The sequence below is a fragment of the Sporofaciens sp. St.21A7 genome (genome assembly GCF_059728535.1).
The window spans coordinates 3,476,884-3,495,650 of the sequence record NZ_BAAGFN010000001.1; the positions used below are offsets into that span (position 1 = coordinate 3,476,884).

An 18,767-nucleotide genomic window follows, 5' to 3' on the forward strand; every position below is an offset into this window, starting at 1 on the left:
AAAATCCGCATGATGGCCCGTCTGAATCTCCGGAATGAAGCGGCAAACCTCATCCTACACACTTAAGAGACGGACTGCCTGTTCATAAGAAATCTGCTCCACATGCCCCAGTTCCGCTGCCAGCCAGCGAGAAACCGGTTTCTCTTTCAGCATCATTCCAAGCTTGTCCATCTGTTCTTCCGGCAGATTCTCCGGCAGGCAGTTTCTCCCTGTCAGTTCCCGGATTGCCCGCAGACGGTCATCAATTTTCAAGCCTGCCAGACAGTGATACAATTTTACATAGCCGATATCTGCTGTGGCAAACAACCGGATTTCTTCAAAGGTATATTGCTCCCAGGTTAAAACCTGCTTTTTTTCATCGGAAAGGGCATAGAGCCTTGCACACTCTTTTATATTTTTAGAATTCAGCGTGTTGATATTCAGGAACCTCTCATACGTATCCCGGTCCATCAGAAGATTCCGCCAGCCAAAGCAAGCAAAATCACAGAAGTTTTCCTTTATCACAGACAGGAAATGCTTCTTCTTATGCGTAATCCCATAAACCAGCAGGCTGTTCTGTTCTCCTGACAGCCGAACCATATCCACTCCCTCCAGAATATTTCCATAAAGGAAGCTTAAATATGAGATCCGGTTTTTCATAAAGGTCAGTTCTTTATCCGGCGGCATCTCTGAAAGAAGATATTTTAACCGGTTCAAATCATACACCAATGCTCCATTGTCAAGCCAGTGCTTCAGAAAGTTTCCCGCATCCTCCAAAGGAATCCGCTTCAGTACTTCGCTAAGCCCGGCGCTGATGATTTCCTTATAATCCCATAATTCCGCTTCCTGCTTCTGTACCAGACATGTATGCTTTTCTATATTCTCCGACAATCTCTTGATAAGCGCACAGTACCCCGGACAAAGCAGCCGCTTAAAGAATCCACGTTCCCGAACCATCTTTCTTAAAAATTCACTGGATATCATAGGCTCAGTCAAAAGCCTGCGTTCTTTATCTGTCAGATCATCAATAGAAAACCTACCGCATCCGTCCAGGACGTCTAATCCTGCCATTAAGTAATCCTTTTCTTCCTCGGTCAGTGGTTCCGATATAAAATATTTTAAGTATATATAGGTTCTGTCTGCTTCAATCCTACTGTCTGACACTACGGATGCAATCTGATCATAAGCGTAAGACTCTGATAATCGCTCCTTCGCCCCGATTAGTAAGCTGCTGGCTCTCCCCGCATCATACGATTCCGCCTGGGACAGCAAAACCAGGCACGGCAGGAATCCCTGGTCCCGCACCAGATATTCCACCGCTTCCTCTTCAAGCTCCGCAACCAGACTCCCTGCATCCATCTCATTTATGTTCTGGCTCAACTCCAACAGTTCCTCCTCCTCATAATCTTTCAGCAAGGAATCCGGTACATGAGCCTTACCCATCTCCTGCTGCAACATTAAATGTTTTAAAATATTCTCACAAAACTGCATCCTACGCCGCCTCCTTTCTCTCTTCTTTTACTTCCACGCAGCCCAGTATTCTTTTCATTTCCGCAAACGTAAGCTCTTTTTTCAGAAACAGGAAACTAAGCAGGTTACACAAACTTCCCACTTCCTTCCGTTCCAAAAGCATACAGGGAGTTCTCTCGAACAGGCAGCACAGGTATCTCTTTGTTATGTAGCATTTTTCTTTTTTCTCTTCTCTTTCACGGCAATATCTTTCTACATAATCATACAATTCGGTAAACTGCGTATCTGTGCTTCTGCTTTTCGCCACCCGCCAATTGAAATCTTTCCGTATAGCCTCTATTCTCTTCCTTTGCTCTGACAGAAGATGCCGTTTTTCCATTTCCTGCTTCTTTAATTGATGTTCTTCCAACTCTTCCTCTGTCAGATATATTTTCCGCAGGTTCTCCATCCCTTTTTTGCAGCCTGTCTTTGCAATTGCCAGAAATACCTTTCTCGCTTCTTCTTTCGGAAACCAAAGCAGATGGTCTTTTTTAGAAAGCACACCAATTAGAAACGATGTATACTTGTCTGGATAGTTCAAAAAAGTATGACGTTCTAAGATCCAGAAAAGCTGCCGGTGTTCTTCGACACTGAGAAACGGACGGATCAGGTCAGCTCCTGAAAAATCAGAGGAATCATAACCATAATAGCCCCTTCTGCTTCCCGCATCCATCCTGACACTCTCAAGCAGCAAATCTTCAACCCCAAATAGCCCTTTATCAGAAATCCCGATTTCTTCTACAATACGAAACAACATCTCTACTGCCTTCGGTGTCTGCAAACCTTTCATATAGGTGATTAGGTACTTTGCCATAAACACCCACTTTTCATCAGCCTGCTCCCTGCCAGAACTGCATTCTGACAGATATTCTTCCAACAGGCTAAGAGGGCATAAAAGTTCCAATTCCGCCAACCATGAAAAGATATCATACAGGTCATAATCTTCCTTACTCCAAAAGTGCTTGAAAAAGCTTTTTCCGGTCAGATCCTGATAGGCCGAAAGGTACTGTTCCATCTTATCCTTCCCATACTGCTCCCACCACATCCAGATGTTCCCCGTTTCCTTCCAGAAACAGCATACACGTCTCGACCGCCATCCGTTCTGCTGTCAGGCCATCCTTCTTCAGCATATCAAATGCACAATTCTGATATAAAAGGTACATACTAAGGAACATGATTTCCTGCGCCGTATAGCCTGCCTCTATAAGCTTCCTTCTCGCCACGCTCCCCTCTTTCGCATAGGAAAATGGAAGACGCAGCAGATATTTCAATGCATCAATATCTTTTTTCTGATATCCTTTTATTCTCATATGATAGCGTATCACCAGCCATACATAGATTTCTGTATGGGTATAGACGGAAATCTGTCTCTCCTTCCCAAGAAGGAGGTTTAACTTCCCCTTTACGCTTTCCCATACTGCACGTTCATCCGGAAGTAGCGACAGGATAAATATAAGCTCCTCCATTGACTTTACTGGGAAATTCAGCAGCTTCTCATATAACTCCCTTTCTCCATCTTCCAATAAATACCGCCTAAAATCCCATATAAATTATACATATGTTAGCCGATGTTAAGCCCAAAGAGTTCAATAATTTCTTTCTGAAAAGCTGTTGTCGTTGTGTAGATCTGTTTACGTTTCCCTTCAACAGAAACTACCCGCAAGGATTTCATCTCATCTATCACTTCCTGCATATTATGGCTCTTGAACCATCCGGCCTCATTCATGATGTTTTTAATCTGAGAAGTAAGTATCAGGGCAATATACTGGATAAACAGCCGCCCGTCCATTGCTGCTGAGGAATGGATACGCAGCCTTTTCATATCAAGGTCATTTTTCAAGTCATCGAAGTGCTTTTCTATTGTATCCTTCATCCGATATATTTCAAGTGCCTTCACCGGATCTTTAACATCATTTGTCGCAAGCACAAGCCAGCCAACACTGTTCTTTCTGCAGACATCTATCGCTTCCTGATTGTATTCAACCTTCCTGCCCCGCTTAGGAGTCTCCTTGACAGTAAAAAATCTTTCGTAGTCTTTCTGATGCTCTTGGACCTATGTCAATACTTTGGACAAAAAAAGTTGAAAGCTTATGCTGCTTTTTTTAATTCCTCATCCTCCTTTTGCTGAGGTGTCATATAACCAATAGCACTGTGTATCCGCTTACGGTTATACCAGCCCTCTATGTATTCAAAGATTGCCCTTCGGGCCTCTTTCGAATCCTGATAATTATGAAGGTAGATTTCTTCTTTTTTCAGTACAGAATGGAACGATTCGATACAGGCATTATCATAAGGGTTTCCCTTCCGGCTAAATGAATGCAGTATCTCCCTGCTCTTCAGGATCCTCTCAAACGATTGACTCGTATATTGGCTTCCTAAGTCACTGTGGAGAATAATCCCCTTTGTCTCCCTGACATTCAGACAGGCGTTCTTAACAGCTTCTATCGCCAGTTCTGCTGTCATGGATGTTCCATACGCATATCCGATAATCTTACGACTGCACAAGTCCATGACTGAAGCCAGATAGGTCCATCCTTCTTTTTGTACATGGATATAGGTAATATCGGTACACCATTTCTGGTTGATGGTTTCCGTCTCGAAATCACGCTTCAGAATATTCTCTTTATTATCGGGAACGGTTCCGTGATTGGCATGATGGTTGTATTTCTTTACTACAACAGAGCGAAGCCCTTGCTCTGCCATATGCCGCTGAACCCGTTTTATGCTGCAGGGAGTCCCGCTGCCATTGAGCGTACGGCATATTTTAACTGCCCCATACCGCTGCTTTGAATCTTCATAAGCGTCTTTTACCTTCTGGCTGAATTCCTTATATTCCTTCTGCCGGTTTGAGGGTACACAAACCAGAGCTTTGTAATAGGTACTCCTTGGGAATTTCAAGGCGCTGCAAAGCTGGGATACCGTATAATGGGCTAAGTTTTGCTGAATAAAAGAAACAATCTCAGCTATTGTTCTTTTGCGAATATGGCGGTCGCTTTTTTTAAGATTTCATTTTCAATTCTAAGGCGCTGGATCTCTTTCTGGAGAGCCTTATACTCTTTGAGGGTAACGGTTTCCTCCTCGGACACATTGATAGGAGAAAGCTGTTTTACCCAGTTGCTGAGTGTACTCCGATTTACGCCATATTCACGTTCCAGTTTTGGATACGAGGTTCCTCCGGCATTATACAGATCCACAATCTGCTGTTTAAATTCCGGAGTGTAAGATTTTTGGTTCTTCGCCATGTTGAACATCTCCTTTGCTCTTTCACTTGATAGTATAGATTGTTCAACTTTTCCTGTCCACACTTATATACTAACACCACGGCAGCCAAGGGAAGGGAACAGGTAATCTGTATATTGCCCAAATTCGATATAGTTGCGGCCAAAACGGGAAAGGTCCTTCACCAGAATCACATTGATCCGCTTTGCCTTTGCGTCCTCGATTAACCGCCTGACGCCTGGGCGGTTGAAGTTCGTGCCGGAGTATCCGTCGTCGATATAGACATCGACCTCATTCCAGCCGCGCTGCCTGACATAGTTTTGAAGCAGCAGCTTCTGGTTCTCAATGCTGACCGATTCCCCATCACGTTCATCGTCGTTGCTTAACCGGCAGTAGATGCCCACGTTGTATGTTGTATCCATCATCTTTCTTTTACCTCCCGACCATCTCAGAATCCATACCTCGTGCGGCAAAATGGCTCCGCAGGTTTTACCCTGCATGAATATCTTACCGGAGAATCCACCGCCGCGCAATGATACGGCAGGCCGCGAGGCTTTCTGTTATCTGGAACCGCTGGCAGCTGGAATGGCTTCCGACATGGCGCGTCTGACTGCCAGCTGTTCCAGCGTCTTTCCCAGGTCCTTTTCTCCCGAAAAAAAGCTGGTGACGCGATAAATTGTTTTCCCGATCCGCACCTCTTTGTAGGAGCTTGTCGGGGTTGTCTGTTTGGTCATAAAGACGCACCTCCGTTCAAAAATTGTTTTTACTCTATGGTTAAAAAGCAGCCGTATCGAAAGATAAGGGCGGCGGTTGCCGCTGAACACCGTCCGGTACGGCTGCTGAAATTCTGTTTGGATGGTTCGTCATATTTGCCACGCCCCCTGACGATGGGGACATAACAGGCCGCTCCCGGCAGAGCTGTCATAACTCCGCAGCGCCGTTTTTCTCGCGCACCGCAGGGTTCCCCCCAAGTCTTTGGCGGGCCGTGAGGAAGTATCTTTAAGCCCCCGTACCATCATCGCGCCCGGAACGCCATCTCCGGGTTTAAGGCTGGACGTAGATCGCTCGGATTGCCTGTCTGTCATCACCTCCTGCAAGCAACCGTCCTGGCGGCGCGCCTTTTCCGCTTCGATACGGGTTATGTACCTGTTATGCCGTATATTCAGTTGTCAAGCTGCAATGAGGGGCAAGAGGACTTGTCCCTTCAATGTGTAGGCATTGGGAAAGGCGATTTGTTAAGCCTTTTTCAAAAAAATCTTGATTTTATTTATTCGCTGTGTGATTGCGCTCCGGGAACAGTTCCACAGCCTTGCGACATCGGCCTGCCGGTATCCGTCCACAATGAGCAGGGTCAGCAGTTCCAGATCGTCCTCCGGCAATTTGCAGAGCCGCCGGTACAGCAGTTCATCCTCCAGGGAGGACAGCCAGCCAAACCGCCGGGAATCCACATCGCCGGTGTCCCAGGTGCAGGACAGGGATTCAAATTTTCGGAACAGGCAGGACTGCTCGCTCTCGTCCTCACACTGTTCGCTGGGAAGGGCCTGTACGCGGTTCTGATAGGTTCGCTGGCTGCAAAACCAGGTCCAGTCATATTCCTTCATCGCCGCGATCTGCCTATCGTCCATACCGGCTGCGCGGTATTCCTGTTCCAGCCGGGTCCATTCTGCATCAAACTTCCTTTTCTCATATCCATAGTGAAAGCCCATAGTTTTCCTCCATTTCGATTCAGGCGTGGTTGACGGGTGAATCGAATGGAGGCGGGGATCGGCAGCGGTACACATCGGGAGGTTTCCCTAAAAATCGACAATAAGAAACGCCAGCTTCTCGCAATAAGAAACTGGCGCAAAAAAAGACTATGATTATGCTGATTTATATGGATTGATAATACTGATAGATAACTATAATATCCCGGAGGAGGGCCTATGCTTTTTTTAATTGATATATATCATAGCTATTACAAATGAATATTGCAGACATGGCGGTATCCTCCTATATACCGCCCCTGCTGATTGCTGAGGGTCATCTGGGGGTCTGCTTTTTAGCAAAAAGAAATGGCGGCCTTGATTACTCAAAACCGCCGAAGAAATCAGCTGTGCAGGAAAGCGCGCGAAATCCTCTGCCCGTCAGCGGTTTTTTTCTTTCCCCGCTGTGGAGGCAGATGTTTTATATTGATTTACCACAAGCATAACCTACAAATGTTATACAAACTTCCTACTGCCAAGAGGATTGCTTCAAGGATAGATGGAACAGGGATTACAACAATCCGAATGACGCCACTCTTGGCCGCCTCAATGAATGTGCCAAAGACACCCCGGTCTACTCCCTCATTTAGTGTAGGCAGATTGTTCAAAGTCACCGCTGGTCGTATGGACGTGTCAAAAGGGCTGCTGTACGATGGTTTTTTTCTTTTGCCGCCATTCAACAAATCAATCCATATATAGAGTTTATCTCTTATAGAATAGGCGTTTTCAATCCAACATAACCATTTAGAGCGGCCATAACCGCAATCACGATGGTGATTATTACAAAAGCACCTAAGAACCTTGCCTTTACCAACCCCGCAACTTCCCGCAGAAACAGTACATAGAGGATGATTTTCCAAATCAAAACACCCACAAAAATGATGCTCAATAGCATTCCCCATAGGGGCCTGTTCCAAAACAAATAGAAATATACTTCTGTAATGGCAACTGTGATTGAACAGATGATATTGGGGAAAAAAGAAATTCCCCATGTTTGGATATAAGATTGAAGGTTGGTTTTACTGCCAAAGCATTTGCAAACCAGCCACATTACCGTACAAATGAGCAAATAGCTTGCAACGCCCAACACAATAGTTTTTAAGAGTTGGGGGCCATCGATTTGGAAGTTAGTATCGGATGCCTTTCGCAAGACCGAATCCAATACAGTAACCATCAGTATCGTTATAGCCACAAGCAGCCATGCAATGCCTTTATATCGCTTATGATAAGCATTACCCGGCCTGTTGAGGGCTTCAAAAAAAAGCGACATAGTTCTATTAACCTCCAAAGAAACTAAGAAATATATTGGTGTAACGGGTTCCGAAAATCAAAGTAAAAGCTACTGCCTGCAAAGAAGAAATACCAAATGCAACCCTCCACGGATATAGCGAAACAAACCTGCCAATTTTTTCTCTCAAAGCAGTTTCGTTCTGGTGGGCTTGGGCAAGCACGATATGAAGCATTTTTTCTTTCTGCTGTTCAGATGGAACTTCGACGTCCCTAATAGTTTCAAATGCCTTTTGCAAAGGATCATGGTTGATGGGCATTACTTTTCCTCCTTTCCATATAGGTTGATAAATGCACCTCTGGCCCGCTGCAACATACTTTCTACGGATTTCGGTGATTTATCAAGAATTTGAGCAATCTCTTTTACACGCTTTTCTTCGATGTATTTGAGAAGCAAAACAATTTTATATTGCTGCGGTAACTGACGTAGACATTCTCTAACACGTTGACTTTCATAGGTCGTTTGCAGGTATTCTTCTAAGTCTTGGTTGTAATCACTGATCTGCTCGATCAAATTGCCATCAATGGGGATGGTATCGGACGGCTGACTATATTGCTTTCTGTAAAAGTCAAACAACCTATTTTTCGCTATCTTAAATACCCATGTTCTTTCCGAACAAAGTCCTCGGAATCCATTTATGCCCTTGTAAACCTCAAGAAAGATGTCCTGTGTTAAATCCTCGGCAAGAGAAACATCATAGCCAGTTCGCAGAAAAATATATTGGTATATTTCATCTACATAAGCCTTGTAGATGGAAATAAACTTCTGCTCTCCGTTTCCAGCCATACTCATACCTCATTCGACGATAAGTTCCAGTGAACAAAGAATATCATCGTTGTATGTGATTTCAAATTTTAAGGTTCCGACGGCCACTTGATCTACCTCTAAAGAGTAGACAATCACTCCGGCCATGTCCGTTGTGGTTTCCTGTACATCTGTCTTTATTTCTGTGCCATCCAAGTACCAGTTTGCTGTGTATTCCATGCCTTTCGGGGACTCAATGAAATATACACTGGCATACACCGGTTCATTTTCAAACACCTTTTCCGGCTGCGTTGCGTCCTCAATGTCGGCTTTTTCCTCAAAGGGAGAGTTCGACACAACGAAACTCTCTACTGTATTTTGTTGTCCGCATCCAGTCATAAGCATCATAAGCAATGCTGCGATCAATAAGAAAGCAGAAAAATTCTTAAAAACTTTCATTGTATTACCTCCTACTCGCCGTAATTGTATTCATCCTGATTTTTGAAAGCTATATAAGCAATTCCAAACAACACAACAATACCTATTGTAAATCCAACTACGGCTGTTGTCCAACTTGAAGTGTTATTTGGAAGAAAGTGCTTCCATCATAATTCCCGGCGAAATCATGCTGATTTTTTCTACTGTTTGTGTGGAAAGGTTCAGCACTTTTCCAATGCCCTCCGGGATAAGGACAAAGAAACGAGGCATAAGCACAAGCCCGCTTGCCAAACTCCAAATCATAGCCACCTTGGAAGATCGGGCAAACACGGAAATCATCAGCCCTAAAGCTGCAAATACCATGATAAAGCCCCAAAGCGGCAAGAGATATTTCCCAATCATTGCTGCCCTTTGTGCGCTGCTTAAACAGGTAACAATGATCGCAATTGGCGCAAGATAGATAAAAGACAGGGCGAGAGAAACAATGGCTGTGGCAATAATCTTGGCTATGAAAACATGCTTTTTAGTCGTTCCAGAACACAAAATGCAATCCAGCACATTCCGTTCACGGTCGGCGGATATAAGGTCAAAGAATACCGCCATAACTGCCCATGCGCCAAAAATAATTAAAGGCAGAAAGAGGGACATATATTCAAGCCGGTTATTCTCTACCAATTCCCGGCGGCCATTAGAGAAGAAAAAGAAATAGATGGTAAAGAGTGCCATAACCACCCAAATCCCCAATGTTCGCAAACCAAAAGCCCGCCTTAAGTCACGGCATATCAATTTTGTAACAGACTTCATATCGACTCCTCCTAATTGTTCATGTGTAACTGTTCCTGAACCACATCCTTCACATTAGAATGTACTGCTTCATAAACCAAAACCGAATTTGCAGTAAGCGCCCCAATGAGAGCGGCAACACCCTCTCGATCTGTTTTTGCATGAATCAAAGTTCGTTCCTGATTGCTGCTAAGAGAGAATTTTTGTGCCAACTGGGTAAACAGTTTATCCGGCACTATACTGGTTTCGATAATGTAGCTGCTTTCAAGCTGACGATCATATATCAGTCGTCCACTTTCCATAATAGCAACATTGGTACAAATATCATCCATATCTTGCAAAATGTGTGACGAAATCAAAATGCTTTTCCCTTGTTGATGCAGCTCTTGGATCAGTTTATTCATTTCGTGGCTTGCATTGGGGTCTAATCCCGCAGTTGGTTCATCTAAGATATAAAAATCGGGATCGCCGGTCATTGTAATCACCATTTGGAGTTTTTTCTGCTGGCCGGGAGAAAGATTCTTAACTCGTTTAGCTGTGTCCAACTCCAACTTTTGGCACAGCCGCAGACCGTTTTGCATATCAGCATTTCTCAAAGCCGAGAAAAATTGAATGGTACTGGCAACCGTTTGTGCCCCATCAAAGCGGCAGCTTTGGGGCATGTAGCCGATATAGTCCTTTTCCATATAACAGAGAATATTGCCCTTCGTGGGTTTCATCAGGCCCGCAATTAAGCGCAACAGTGTAGTTTTGCCAGCGCCATTCTGTCCGACAAGGCCGTACACATCACCTCTTGAAACTGAAAAATCCACATCATGCAATATCTCGGCTTGACCGAAACATTTATTCAAATGTTCTACGGCAAGAATTTGTGTGTCCAAATTTACATCTCCTTTCCGAAGCCGACTATCAGCTTCTGAAAAGGTAGTCGTATGACAGAACAAAATCCTTCGTAAATTTCAAAAAAATTTTTGTTCAAAACCGCCGTAAAATCAGAACATGGGATAATACCTACCCCTCAACGGTTTTTCCTTTCCCGTTAGGAGGTGCAGGATGGCTTTAGGATTAGTATGCAGAAATATCTCTCTCAAAAAATCAGCATAATCAGACCTATTAAACGGCATAATAAGGTTATTCATTTGTGTGAATCAGCACGATACAATATATTTGAGGTGAATGATTATGCCGATTGATGATTTGACTGCTTTAGGGCAAAAAATGCGGGAAGCCCGAAGGAAAAAAGACCTGACACAGCAGGAACTTTCTGATCTGAGCCATGTATCTGTAAAACAAATTGCCAACATCGAAAAAGGAAAGATGAATCCATCTTACTTGATTTTGAAAGCATTGGCAAAGGTGCTACCGATTTCTCTGGACTCTCTAATCAACCCAGATGTTTCTCCCGAAGATGATGGAAGCAATCAGATGAAAATGCTGTATTGCAGCTGCCCGTCAGAAATGCGTGAAACCCTCTTGCACCACACACAGGAGACCGCAAAAGAGCTAACAGAACTATCCGAGAAATTTGAAACGAATTGAGCCGGTGAGTGAAATTTGACTGTTTCCTCACTGGCTCCTTTCATTTCCGAGCAAAAAGAGGCGAGCAAAAAGAGGCAAGCAATGCCCCAGGATAGCCATCCGGCTCCTGGCGCTGCTTGTTGGGGATTCCCCAAGCCCCTTTTGAACACAGAATTTCATTCTGTGGCTGCGCGTTCCTGCGGAACGCTTTTCACCTGCCTGCGGCGGTGAGAAAATACGAAAAAACGGGCGCGTCAGCGGTCCTGCCCCTGTTCCTTTTCCCGGTCATTCTGGCGTTCCTCCCCATATCCCATCAGCCGGTCCACGTTGGCTTTCGCGGCCAGCAGTTCCCGCATTTCCTCGCGGGAACGCCGGTACTCGGCATAGTCTTTTTTCTTTCCTTCCAACAATGTTGCGTACTCGGCCTGCAAACTCTTGACGGTGGGCAGCTTCTTGATACCCAAATCGTCAAATGCCTGTTTTGCCGCCTTGTGGAGCAGAATATCCGCTTCATGTTCCGCTAAAAATTTCTTGGAATATCCCGCCTTGCGGTAGGCCGCATAGACCTCGCGGGTTTTCACATAATTGATGATGTGGGTCCGCAGTACGGCTATCTCCGCCATGCGAGTTTCCGCCGCCTTGATCTGTGCCGACAGCTCATTGTGGCGGGTGGTAGCAGCAGCCGCTTTTTCTTCCAAGACTGCGTATTCCAGCAGGCCATGCTCGGTGAGATAGTTCATTGTCTGCGCCATCTGTTTCAGATTGAATACCTTTGCCCAGCGCGCGTAGCCAGCGCCTTTTCCGGCCTGCAATTTTGCCTGAATATCCACCAGAAGATTGACCTTGGGAGTGGGAATTGAAACCGCGTCTTTTCTGCGGGGCGTATGCTGCTTTTCTCCGGCAAGGACCGCCCGTATTTCATCTTCGCTGTACCCTTGTCCCAGCTTTTCATCCATGCGGGCAACATTCTTCCAGCCGGGGGCTTTGAGCCGGATTGCCTGTCCCCGGCGTGACACCTCACAACCCATTTCCGCAAGCAGCTTTAACAGCCCGTCAAAGTCTGCCGGTTTCTGTTCTAATGCCTGGTCAATCATCACGCGGAGCTGTTCCCGGTGAGATGGCTTCGCCTGATCCCCCAGCCATTTGTTGTAGCTTTTTCCATGCGGTTTTGGGTCCTCTACAATGGAATAGCCATTCTCAACGCAGATGGTATCATTCAGCCGCCGGACCGCGCGGGTGCTGCCCCAAAAGTTTCGGAATTTCCGGTCGCAGTTCACATTGACCGCGTTCCAGATGATGTGGTTATGGATATGGGATTTGTCGATATGGGTGCAGACCACAAAGGCGTGACTGCCCTTGGTGAACCGCTTTGCAAACTCCACGCCCAGCCGGTTGGCTTCTTCCGGGGTAATCTCGCCGGGGACAAAGGACTGCCGGACATGGTAGGCAAGTACATCGTCCGCACCGCGTACCCGTCCAGTGGTGGAAATGTACTCCCGTTTTGACAGCAGAAACTCGGCATCGGCTACCCGGCTGTCACACGCAAAGCCGGTGACGAGCCTGCCGTTATCTGTCTTTTGCGGGTTGGATACATAGTCGATAATGTCACTGACCGCCTGACTTTCGGTGCGGCCTTTGCCAATGTGCAGCGGCATGATGCGTGTGGTTGCCATGATGGAATCCTCCCTTCATAACAAAACGGCCTGCATATGCAGACCGCTTGTTTCTTTTATTCACCATTTTTGTATCGGATGACCGGAATCTGTCTGACCTTTTTTCCAATGGTCCGGCGTTCTAACGCAAAAATCATATCGCTGGTGCGCTCAAAAAATCCGATGTCCTTTTTCCAGCTCATCCCGCATTTACAATGCTGTAAGCCGATAAACTGCTGTTTCATTTTTCTGCCGCAGACGGGGCAGACTTTATTACTGGTTCCCATATTTATTCTTCCATCTTATAAAAGCTGTCCAAGTTCAGCTCCCGTTTCAGTTCTTCTTCGGATGGCAGATAAGTAAAATACTTCGACGCGAATATCTGGCGGTTATCTTCCGGCAGCGTGTATTTTACAATGGAATCTCCTTTGTCCGCGCAAAGGACAATGCCAATCGGTGGCGTATCACCGTCATTCATCATCTCACGAGTGTAATAATTCACATACATCTGCATCTGGCCCAAATCCTGATGGGTCAGCTTGCCCATTTTCAAATCTATGAGGACAAAGCATTTCAGAATATAATTATAAAAAACCAGGTCGATGAAAAAGTCCTGCCCATCCAGTGTAAACCGTTTTTGGCGCGCCACAAATGAAAAGCCGCGTCCAAGCTCTAAAAGGAAGTGCTGAAGATGGTCGATCAGGGCTTGCTCCAGTTCGCCCTCATACACATGAGTGTCCGGCTGGATCTGCAAAAATTCCATTACATAAGGGTCCTTGATTATTTTTTCATATTCCGGTTTTGGCTCGGTAGTCTGGATTTCTTTTGCCACAAGCGATTTATCCTGACTTGCTAAAATGCGCTGGTAGTACATGGTGTTAATCTGCCGTTCCAGCTGCCGGACACTCCACGCAGATTTTGCACATTCTTCTGCATAAAAAGTCCTTGCCTGTTCATCCTGGACACGCATTAAAAGCCGATAATGGGACCAGCTCAATTCGGCACACAGTGTGTGCCGAATCGGAAACAAGCAATAAAACTGGCGCATTGCCCGAAGATTACGGACGGTAAAACCCTTTCCAAACTCAACAGTCAGCTGTTCAGATAAATAATCCAGAAGTTTTTTTCCATACTCGGCCCGGTCATTTTCTCCACACGCTTTATAGATTTGTTCTCCTATTTCCCAGTAGGTGATTACCATTGTGGAATTTACCGCCGCGCTTAAACGGTGTTGCGCGGAAACAATCGAATTGCGGATAGAATGATAGGTCTGTTCCGCATTTTGATTGATTTGCAAATCGTGATTCAATTTTGCTCCCTCCTTGCCTATGGACATTATACCACGCAATCACAAAAAAACAAATGCCCCAAAAATCTTGCTGTCTTTTTCATAAAAGCTGCGCTTTCTCTCATCAGAGATTGTAAAAAACTTGAAATAATGTGACCACGCCAATTTAACAGACGGTGTCTGGCATTTTCCATACATCCACTCCTCTATGAAAAGACCCGCCCGTTTGCGGGACTGTCTGCGCTATGACCTTTATCAGTATATCCTATTTCATGCCGAAAGTAAATCGCCAAAGCTATCTGGCGTTTCCTTTTTCCCACCTCTCCAAACGGGATTGGCACAGTGCGGCAATTTCGTTTTTATCTTCCTCCGTCACATTCCTGCATCCCTTTGTCCGCTGGATTTCCAGATAGCTTTCATAATCGGAAAGCAGAAGGTCAAAAAGCTCCTTTGGGGTATGGCAGACCATGCCGCTGCAATAGCCGGGTAATTCCCCTGTCCCATGAAACTCCACCCGGATATACCCATACCGGCTTTTGCAGACTTCCATTTCTGTATCCAATGCCAGATAGTCCCCAAAAATGTCTATCACCTGTTCAAATGACATCATAGCAGTCCACTCCTTTCGTAAAACCCTGTTCTGCCGCTATTATCCATGATTCCGGCACATCCGGCAAGTTTACCGTCAAAAAGAAAAAGCGGAGGAAGGCGCGGCGAAGAACGCCGTTCCTCCCTCCGCAGATGGAGCAAACTATCCGGTCAGGAGAGCTTGGAAAGCTGGGCCAGTATCTTCTGCACACCCTCCCAAAGCTGTTCCTGCCGCTGGGATATATCTTCCAAATCAGCGTTATAAACCCGCCCGGTTTCATGCACTTTACGGGTCAGCTGGTTTAAGTTGTTGCTGGAATAGCGCATCAGGGACACCAGCTCCTTCAGTTCCGGCAAATCCAGCTTTACCACATACCCGTCCAGCGCCATTTTCCGCAGATAGGCTTCCCGGTTGACGGTTCCAAGCTGGGCCATTTTCTGCTCAATCAGGGCCAGCTCCTCCGGGGAAACCCGGAAATTCACCTGCACCTCCCGTTTCCGCTTTGCCGCGCTCATCGTTCCGGTTCCCGTTTCTTAGGGGCGGCGGGTTTGCGTTCCGGCGGCTCCTGTTTAAGTTTTTCCAGGACGGAGCCTTTCTCCGGGGCTTGAAGGACTTTCCGCGCCTGCTTCAAAAACAGGTCGGTCAGGCCGGGGTTGACCTTATCCACCACCAGGACATAACTGTGGCGGGGATCGCCGCCATCCTCCGGCATGGGGATTGTTTTCGCCCAGGCTTTGTTATCGCGGGAGATACGCCCGTCATGCTCCTTTTTCAGCACCGTATTGGCAAGGATAACCTGCATACGCTCCGGCCCGAACTGTTCCAGCACTTCTTTGACAGCGGCCTCGGTATTCTGATTATTCTAATGCTTGGGAGCCACCAATTTAAAGCTTGAGAGCCACCCAAAATCCGTCCTGATTTTAATGCTTGGGGGCCATCTATAAGATACAAGATATAGTTGTACTGAAAATATCATGGATTGTCCAGAGTAATTTTGGAATGTTCCTGAATAAAATTAAGAAATAACAAAGCAGACCTTTGGCCAGCTATGCTGATACGAAATTCCTCGAAATCTTATTTTTCCAGCATATTCTCTTTTTGAACGAAAGAAGACAGAACCTTTGATGACCGGCTCTTCCCTCTCTTTGTCTGCTAATCGAAATCACCGAGACAATCTTTTGCATAAAACTTGAACAAAGCTTAAAATAACAGCTTCAAATTAATGGCAAATAAATTTCACCTCATTTTTTCTTTCTTACTTCATTAAAAATCTGAAGCTCGGAAAGTGCCTCCATGATGGCAAGTTCTGATATCCCTTCAACAGTGGTTCCTGTTCCAGGATTAAATAATTCTTGCTGTGCATCAGCTCTGAAATCATAAGATTTTAGTTCGGCTGTATACCATGCCAGGATTTCATCCCTTAAATTGTCTGCCAGATCAAGCAATACTCGTAGATTTCGTATTTTTTGTCGAATATCATTAGGAATGGTCGGTTCGTCTAACTTTATTTTCATTAAAAACCTCCTGATAAAAGGAATAAATGTTGTGGCATCTAAAGAGTCATCAGTGTTTCCTGCTAACGGTTGATTTATCGTCTGCCACATACAAAAATAAATCTGCGTTTTTATGAGTTTAAGGACTCCATAAGTTTTCTGGCTTTTTGAGAATCGTACAGCTTTCTGAGGTTATTTTCGGTAGTCGGTATGGAATAAGAGTTATGTATGATCCGGTCCATAATAGAATCGGCCTGGGTTCCGCCGCCTAACCGTTCATGCCAGTCACAGACCTCGTATTGCCCGACAAAGATCGTCGGATTATTTCCACAACGCTGTTCTACCAACTCATATATGAATTTTGACTCTTTCTCATTGATCTTATAGTTCAGCCATTCATCTATGATCAGCACTTTATAGTTTCCCAGTTTCTTCCGGTATCGTACCTGCTCTCTGAGGTTATCTTTGTGGGCCTGAAAATGTCCCAGCATATCCGGCATTCTGATATAACACGTCCGGAGAGTCTGTTTACATGCTTCTACACCCAGGACACATGCAAGATAGGTTTTCCCGGCACCCGTCGGGCCTGTAATGATCAGGTTTGTTGCAGCACCTACGAATCCCATGGTTGCAAGATTTGCGATTTTCTCCCTACTGACCTCTCGTGCATCACAGTCTAAAGTTTCAAGGCTTGCATTGGGATACTTTAAATCTGCATTCTTTGTCAGCCTGGTGATCAGTCTGTTCTGCCGTTCTGTTATTAGAGCTGAGAGCAGATGCTAAAGCCTCTCATTGTAAGTCAGGTCAACAAAAGATACTTCTTTTTCCTGAGCCTCGATCACAGCCACTAAATCACTGAGTTCTAATACTGATAATTGTTTCTTGATCTCTGTATTCATAAATTTTTACCATCCTCTCTATAATAATCCGCACCTCTTACGATTCCCTGCTTATGATCTTTTACGTTCTTTTTTGTAAGATCATTTTTTCTGTTTTTTGCAGCTCTTTTCACATAAGGCATAAGCGTGTTGTAAGTAATCAGATGAAAGTCCTTAAGTGCAAGGCTGCAAGCTGTTTCAAGGATATCTTTACCATATACACCAGCGATATCCAATACGGTTCTTGCATCTACAAGAGCCTGTTCTTTTACTTTTGCATTGTCATACAACCTGCCTATCACGGTTCTTGTACTGTTGCCAATAGCTTCTGCTTTATTCAGCGTTGATTCCATTGTATCCGGAGTGTATATTGGATATGGAAGATGGGACATCTCTGTTCTTTTCGCATTCCGAATGCCTGTGGGAATACGTTTATGCTCAGCTACTAATTGATGTGAGGCGTAGATACAAACAAGAGAACTGTTATACTGCACATCAACGTATTTATTTATGTAACTGCTTGGAACAGAGTATTGTCCCTTGTGAAACCATATATGGGAATTCGGGCCTACTTTGTGATTATATGACCACTCACAGATCTCAAAGGGAAGCATTGGCAGGGTTCTGAGATATGGTTTTTCCTCCAGCTCATAAATTGTTTTTCTACTGCCGTTTCTCTTTTGGAAGGGTTTGTCATTTAGCCTGTCAAGCACTTTTCTGATTGCCGAATTAAGCCCTTCTATAGAATGAAAAGTTTCATTTCTGAGCATGCCGATGATCTTTCTTGCAATTTTTCCCACCGCGCCTTCGACACTTGCTTTCTGTTTGGGTTTCTTTACCTGTGCCGGCATAATTGCAACCTGGTAGTGTTCTGCAAAAGATAAATAGGAATCATTCAGCACGACCTCTCCATGTTTCGGGTGTTTGATCACGCCTGTTTTTAGGTTGTCACAGACAATCCTTACAGGTGTCCCGCCAAAGAATTCCAGCATGTGGACATTGCACGACAGCCAGTCTGATTGGTTCATAGAAGCGGCAGCCTCTACATAGGTATACTGGCTGTACGGAAAAGCCGCAACAAACAGATATGCCGTTTGCTGTTCCTGTTTGTCAGGATCCATGTAGCTCATCGTAGGACCTGACCAGTCAACCTCCAGAGTTACTCCCGGTTTGTGTTCGATATGACTGGTATAATTTTTATCAGCTATAAAGCGTTTATAGCCATTTGCGAATGTAGCAGAACAGCAATGGGAAATCCCTTGTGCATTACACTTTTCACAGTATTCCTCCCATAGCAGCATTTCTGTAACCCCGACCTTTTTCAATTCACTGTGGACATACGAATAGTCCACTGGAGCAAATCTGTTTCTTGGCCTGAAGGTATGGGGATAAAAAAGGTGATAGATCTCGTCATCGTTCATCAGACATATTTCATCCCAGTCTTTGTCACATTTGTCATAAGATTCTTTCACAAATGCAACAGAATTACGAGAGACCTTCAAAGTTTTAGAGATCTCTCTGGCACTTAGATCCTTGTGAAGAAGTTCAAGGATCTGTCTTACTTTTGTTTTCTTAAACATAGAAAACCTCCTTTAAAATGTATTTGAAAAGTACGGGTACTTTTCATAAACACATCTTAAAAGAGGG

The 18,767-nt window shown here is 45.0% G+C and carries 24 protein-coding genes and 3 pseudogenes; 2 read left to right on the forward strand and 25 right to left on the reverse strand.

Annotated elements, in window-relative coordinates; translation table 11 throughout:
- Positions 1 to 54: 54 nt before the first annotated feature.
- The 10 genes and pseudogenes from AC6I3O_RS17145 to AC6I3O_RS17190 all read right to left on the reverse strand — a co-directional run bounded on the left by AC6I3O_RS17145 (position 55) and on the right by AC6I3O_RS17190 (position 6,413).
- Positions 55 to 1,470, reverse strand: coding sequence for a hypothetical protein (locus AC6I3O_RS17145; RefSeq protein WP_497851956.1), 1,416 nt, complete (start codon positions 1,468 to 1,470; stop codon positions 55 to 57).
- A gap of 1 nt (position 1,471) precedes the next feature.
- Positions 1,472 to 2,533, reverse strand: coding sequence for a hypothetical protein (locus tag AC6I3O_RS17150; RefSeq protein WP_497851957.1), 1,062 nt, complete (start codon positions 2,531 to 2,533; stop codon positions 1,472 to 1,474).
- Positions 2,505 to 3,011, reverse strand: a complete 507-nt coding sequence (locus tag AC6I3O_RS17155; protein WP_497851958.1) for a hypothetical protein — start codon at positions 3,009 to 3,011, stop codon at positions 2,505 to 2,507. Before AC6I3O_RS17155 ends, AC6I3O_RS17150 begins: the two co-directional genes overlap by 29 nt.
- A gap of 38 nt (positions 3,012 to 3,049) precedes the next feature.
- Positions 3,050 to 3,541, reverse strand: a pseudogene (locus AC6I3O_RS17160) (IS1634 family transposase); the annotation flags it as partial.
- 35 nt (positions 3,542 to 3,576) lie between these two features.
- A complete protein-coding gene (locus AC6I3O_RS17165) occupies positions 3,577 to 4,470 on the reverse strand; it encodes an IS3 family transposase (protein WP_497853425.1) in 894 nt (297 codons plus the stop codon).
- A complete protein-coding gene (locus AC6I3O_RS17170) occupies positions 4,452 to 4,730 on the reverse strand; it encodes a transposase (RefSeq protein ID WP_304523298.1) in 279 nt (92 codons plus the stop codon). The genes AC6I3O_RS17165 and AC6I3O_RS17170 overlap by 19 nt, the downstream gene beginning before the upstream one ends.
- Before the next feature lie 66 nt (positions 4,731 to 4,796).
- A pseudogene (locus AC6I3O_RS17175) lies at positions 4,797 to 5,132 on the reverse strand (recombinase family protein); the annotation flags it as partial.
- A gap of 135 nt (positions 5,133 to 5,267) precedes the next feature.
- A complete protein-coding gene (locus AC6I3O_RS17180; protein ID WP_016284682.1) occupies positions 5,268 to 5,441 on the reverse strand; it encodes a hypothetical protein in 174 nt (57 codons plus the stop codon).
- 129 nt (positions 5,442 to 5,570) lie between these two features.
- Positions 5,571 to 5,792, reverse strand: coding sequence for a hypothetical protein (locus tag AC6I3O_RS17185; protein ID WP_051184261.1), 222 nt, complete (start codon positions 5,790 to 5,792; stop codon positions 5,571 to 5,573).
- A gap of 150 nt (positions 5,793 to 5,942) precedes the next feature.
- Positions 5,943 to 6,413: a sigma factor-like helix-turn-helix DNA-binding protein gene (locus tag AC6I3O_RS17190; protein WP_002578907.1), complete on the reverse strand. Its 471-nt coding sequence runs from the start codon at positions 6,411 to 6,413 to the stop codon at positions 5,943 to 5,945.
- A 254-nt stretch (positions 6,414 to 6,667) separates the two neighbouring features.
- Between AC6I3O_RS17190 and AC6I3O_RS17195 the strand changes: the two genes are divergently transcribed.
- On the forward strand, positions 6,668 to 6,895 hold the full coding sequence (locus tag AC6I3O_RS17195; RefSeq protein ID WP_157496221.1) for a hypothetical protein: 228 nt from the start codon (positions 6,668 to 6,670) through the stop codon (positions 6,893 to 6,895).
- Between the two features lie 263 nt (positions 6,896 to 7,158).
- Here the strand turns inward: AC6I3O_RS17195 and AC6I3O_RS17200 are convergent, their stop codons facing one another.
- The 6 genes from AC6I3O_RS17200 to AC6I3O_RS17225 form a co-directional block, all read right to left on the reverse strand.
- Positions 7,159 to 7,719 (reverse strand): YIP1 family protein, encoded by a 561-nt coding sequence (locus AC6I3O_RS17200; protein WP_300700914.1) that lies wholly within the window; start codon positions 7,717 to 7,719, stop codon positions 7,159 to 7,161.
- A gap of 7 nt (positions 7,720 to 7,726) precedes the next feature.
- Positions 7,727 to 7,996, reverse strand: coding sequence for a hypothetical protein (locus AC6I3O_RS17205; protein WP_300700916.1), 270 nt, complete (start codon positions 7,994 to 7,996; stop codon positions 7,727 to 7,729).
- Positions 7,996 to 8,523 carry an RNA polymerase sigma factor gene (locus AC6I3O_RS17210; protein ID WP_016284687.1) on the reverse strand — a complete coding sequence of 176 codons (528 nt, stop codon included), beginning with the start codon at positions 8,521 to 8,523 and terminating at the stop codon, positions 7,996 to 7,998. The genes AC6I3O_RS17205 and AC6I3O_RS17210 overlap by 1 nt, the downstream gene beginning before the upstream one ends.
- A gap of 9 nt (positions 8,524 to 8,532) precedes the next feature.
- On the reverse strand, positions 8,533 to 8,940 hold the full coding sequence (locus AC6I3O_RS17215; protein ID WP_300700919.1) for a hypothetical protein: 408 nt from the start codon (positions 8,938 to 8,940) through the stop codon (positions 8,533 to 8,535).
- Between the two features lie 123 nt (positions 8,941 to 9,063).
- Entirely contained in the window at positions 9,064 to 9,723 is a 660-nt protein-coding gene (locus AC6I3O_RS17220; protein WP_367181150.1) for an ABC transporter permease, read from the reverse strand.
- Positions 9,724 to 9,734: 11 nt separating this feature from the next.
- Positions 9,735 to 10,583, reverse strand: a complete 849-nt coding sequence (locus tag AC6I3O_RS17225) for an ABC transporter ATP-binding protein (RefSeq protein ID WP_300700923.1) — start codon at positions 10,581 to 10,583, stop codon at positions 9,735 to 9,737.
- A 301-nt stretch (positions 10,584 to 10,884) separates the two neighbouring features.
- Here AC6I3O_RS17225 and AC6I3O_RS17230 point away from each other — a divergent pair, with 301 nt between their 5' ends.
- Positions 10,885 to 11,241, forward strand: a complete 357-nt coding sequence (locus AC6I3O_RS17230; protein WP_497851959.1) for a helix-turn-helix domain-containing protein — start codon at positions 10,885 to 10,887, stop codon at positions 11,239 to 11,241.
- Positions 11,242 to 11,474: 233 nt separating this feature from the next.
- On the opposite strand, the gene AC6I3O_RS17235 is transcribed toward AC6I3O_RS17230, so the two are convergent.
- The 9 genes and pseudogenes from AC6I3O_RS17235 to istA all read right to left on the reverse strand — a co-directional run bounded on the left by AC6I3O_RS17235 (position 11,475) and on the right by istA (position 18,700).
- Positions 11,475 to 12,893, reverse strand: a complete 1,419-nt coding sequence (locus AC6I3O_RS17235) for a relaxase/mobilization nuclease domain-containing protein (protein ID WP_497851960.1) — start codon at positions 12,891 to 12,893, stop codon at positions 11,475 to 11,477.
- A gap of 56 nt (positions 12,894 to 12,949) precedes the next feature.
- The gene (locus AC6I3O_RS17240; RefSeq protein ID WP_016299138.1) at positions 12,950 to 13,159 is read right to left on the reverse strand and encodes a hypothetical protein; all 210 of its coding nucleotides are present in this window, start codon (positions 13,157 to 13,159) and stop codon (positions 12,950 to 12,952) included.
- A gap of 2 nt (positions 13,160 to 13,161) precedes the next feature.
- Positions 13,162 to 14,181 carry a PDDEXK nuclease domain-containing protein gene (locus AC6I3O_RS17245; RefSeq protein ID WP_004054162.1) on the reverse strand — a complete coding sequence of 340 codons (1,020 nt, stop codon included), beginning with the start codon at positions 14,179 to 14,181 and terminating at the stop codon, positions 13,162 to 13,164.
- A 274-nt stretch (positions 14,182 to 14,455) separates the two neighbouring features.
- Positions 14,456 to 14,770 carry a hypothetical protein gene (locus tag AC6I3O_RS17250; RefSeq protein WP_497851961.1) on the reverse strand — a complete coding sequence of 105 codons (315 nt, stop codon included), beginning with the start codon at positions 14,768 to 14,770 and terminating at the stop codon, positions 14,456 to 14,458.
- A gap of 149 nt (positions 14,771 to 14,919) precedes the next feature.
- Positions 14,920 to 15,264: a plasmid mobilization protein gene (locus tag AC6I3O_RS17255; protein ID WP_497851962.1), complete on the reverse strand. Its 345-nt coding sequence runs from the start codon at positions 15,262 to 15,264 to the stop codon at positions 14,920 to 14,922.
- Positions 15,261 to 15,587: pseudogene (locus tag AC6I3O_RS17260) on the reverse strand (DUF3849 domain-containing protein); the annotation flags it as partial. The pseudogene AC6I3O_RS17260 and the gene AC6I3O_RS17255, both read right to left, overlap by 4 nt.
- 403 nt (positions 15,588 to 15,990) lie before the next feature.
- A complete protein-coding gene (locus tag AC6I3O_RS17265; protein ID WP_125128212.1) occupies positions 15,991 to 16,263 on the reverse strand; it encodes a hypothetical protein in 273 nt (90 codons plus the stop codon).
- Between the two features lie 110 nt (positions 16,264 to 16,373).
- A complete protein-coding gene (locus tag AC6I3O_RS17270; RefSeq protein ID WP_289227686.1) occupies positions 16,374 to 17,018 on the reverse strand; it encodes an ATP-binding protein in 645 nt (214 codons plus the stop codon).
- Between the two features lie 119 nt (positions 17,019 to 17,137).
- Complete coding sequence (gene istA / locus AC6I3O_RS17275; protein ID WP_497851963.1) at positions 17,138 to 18,700, reverse strand: IS21 family transposase; 1,563 nt, start codon at positions 18,698 to 18,700, stop codon at positions 17,138 to 17,140.
- Positions 18,701 to 18,767 lie beyond the last annotated feature (67 nt).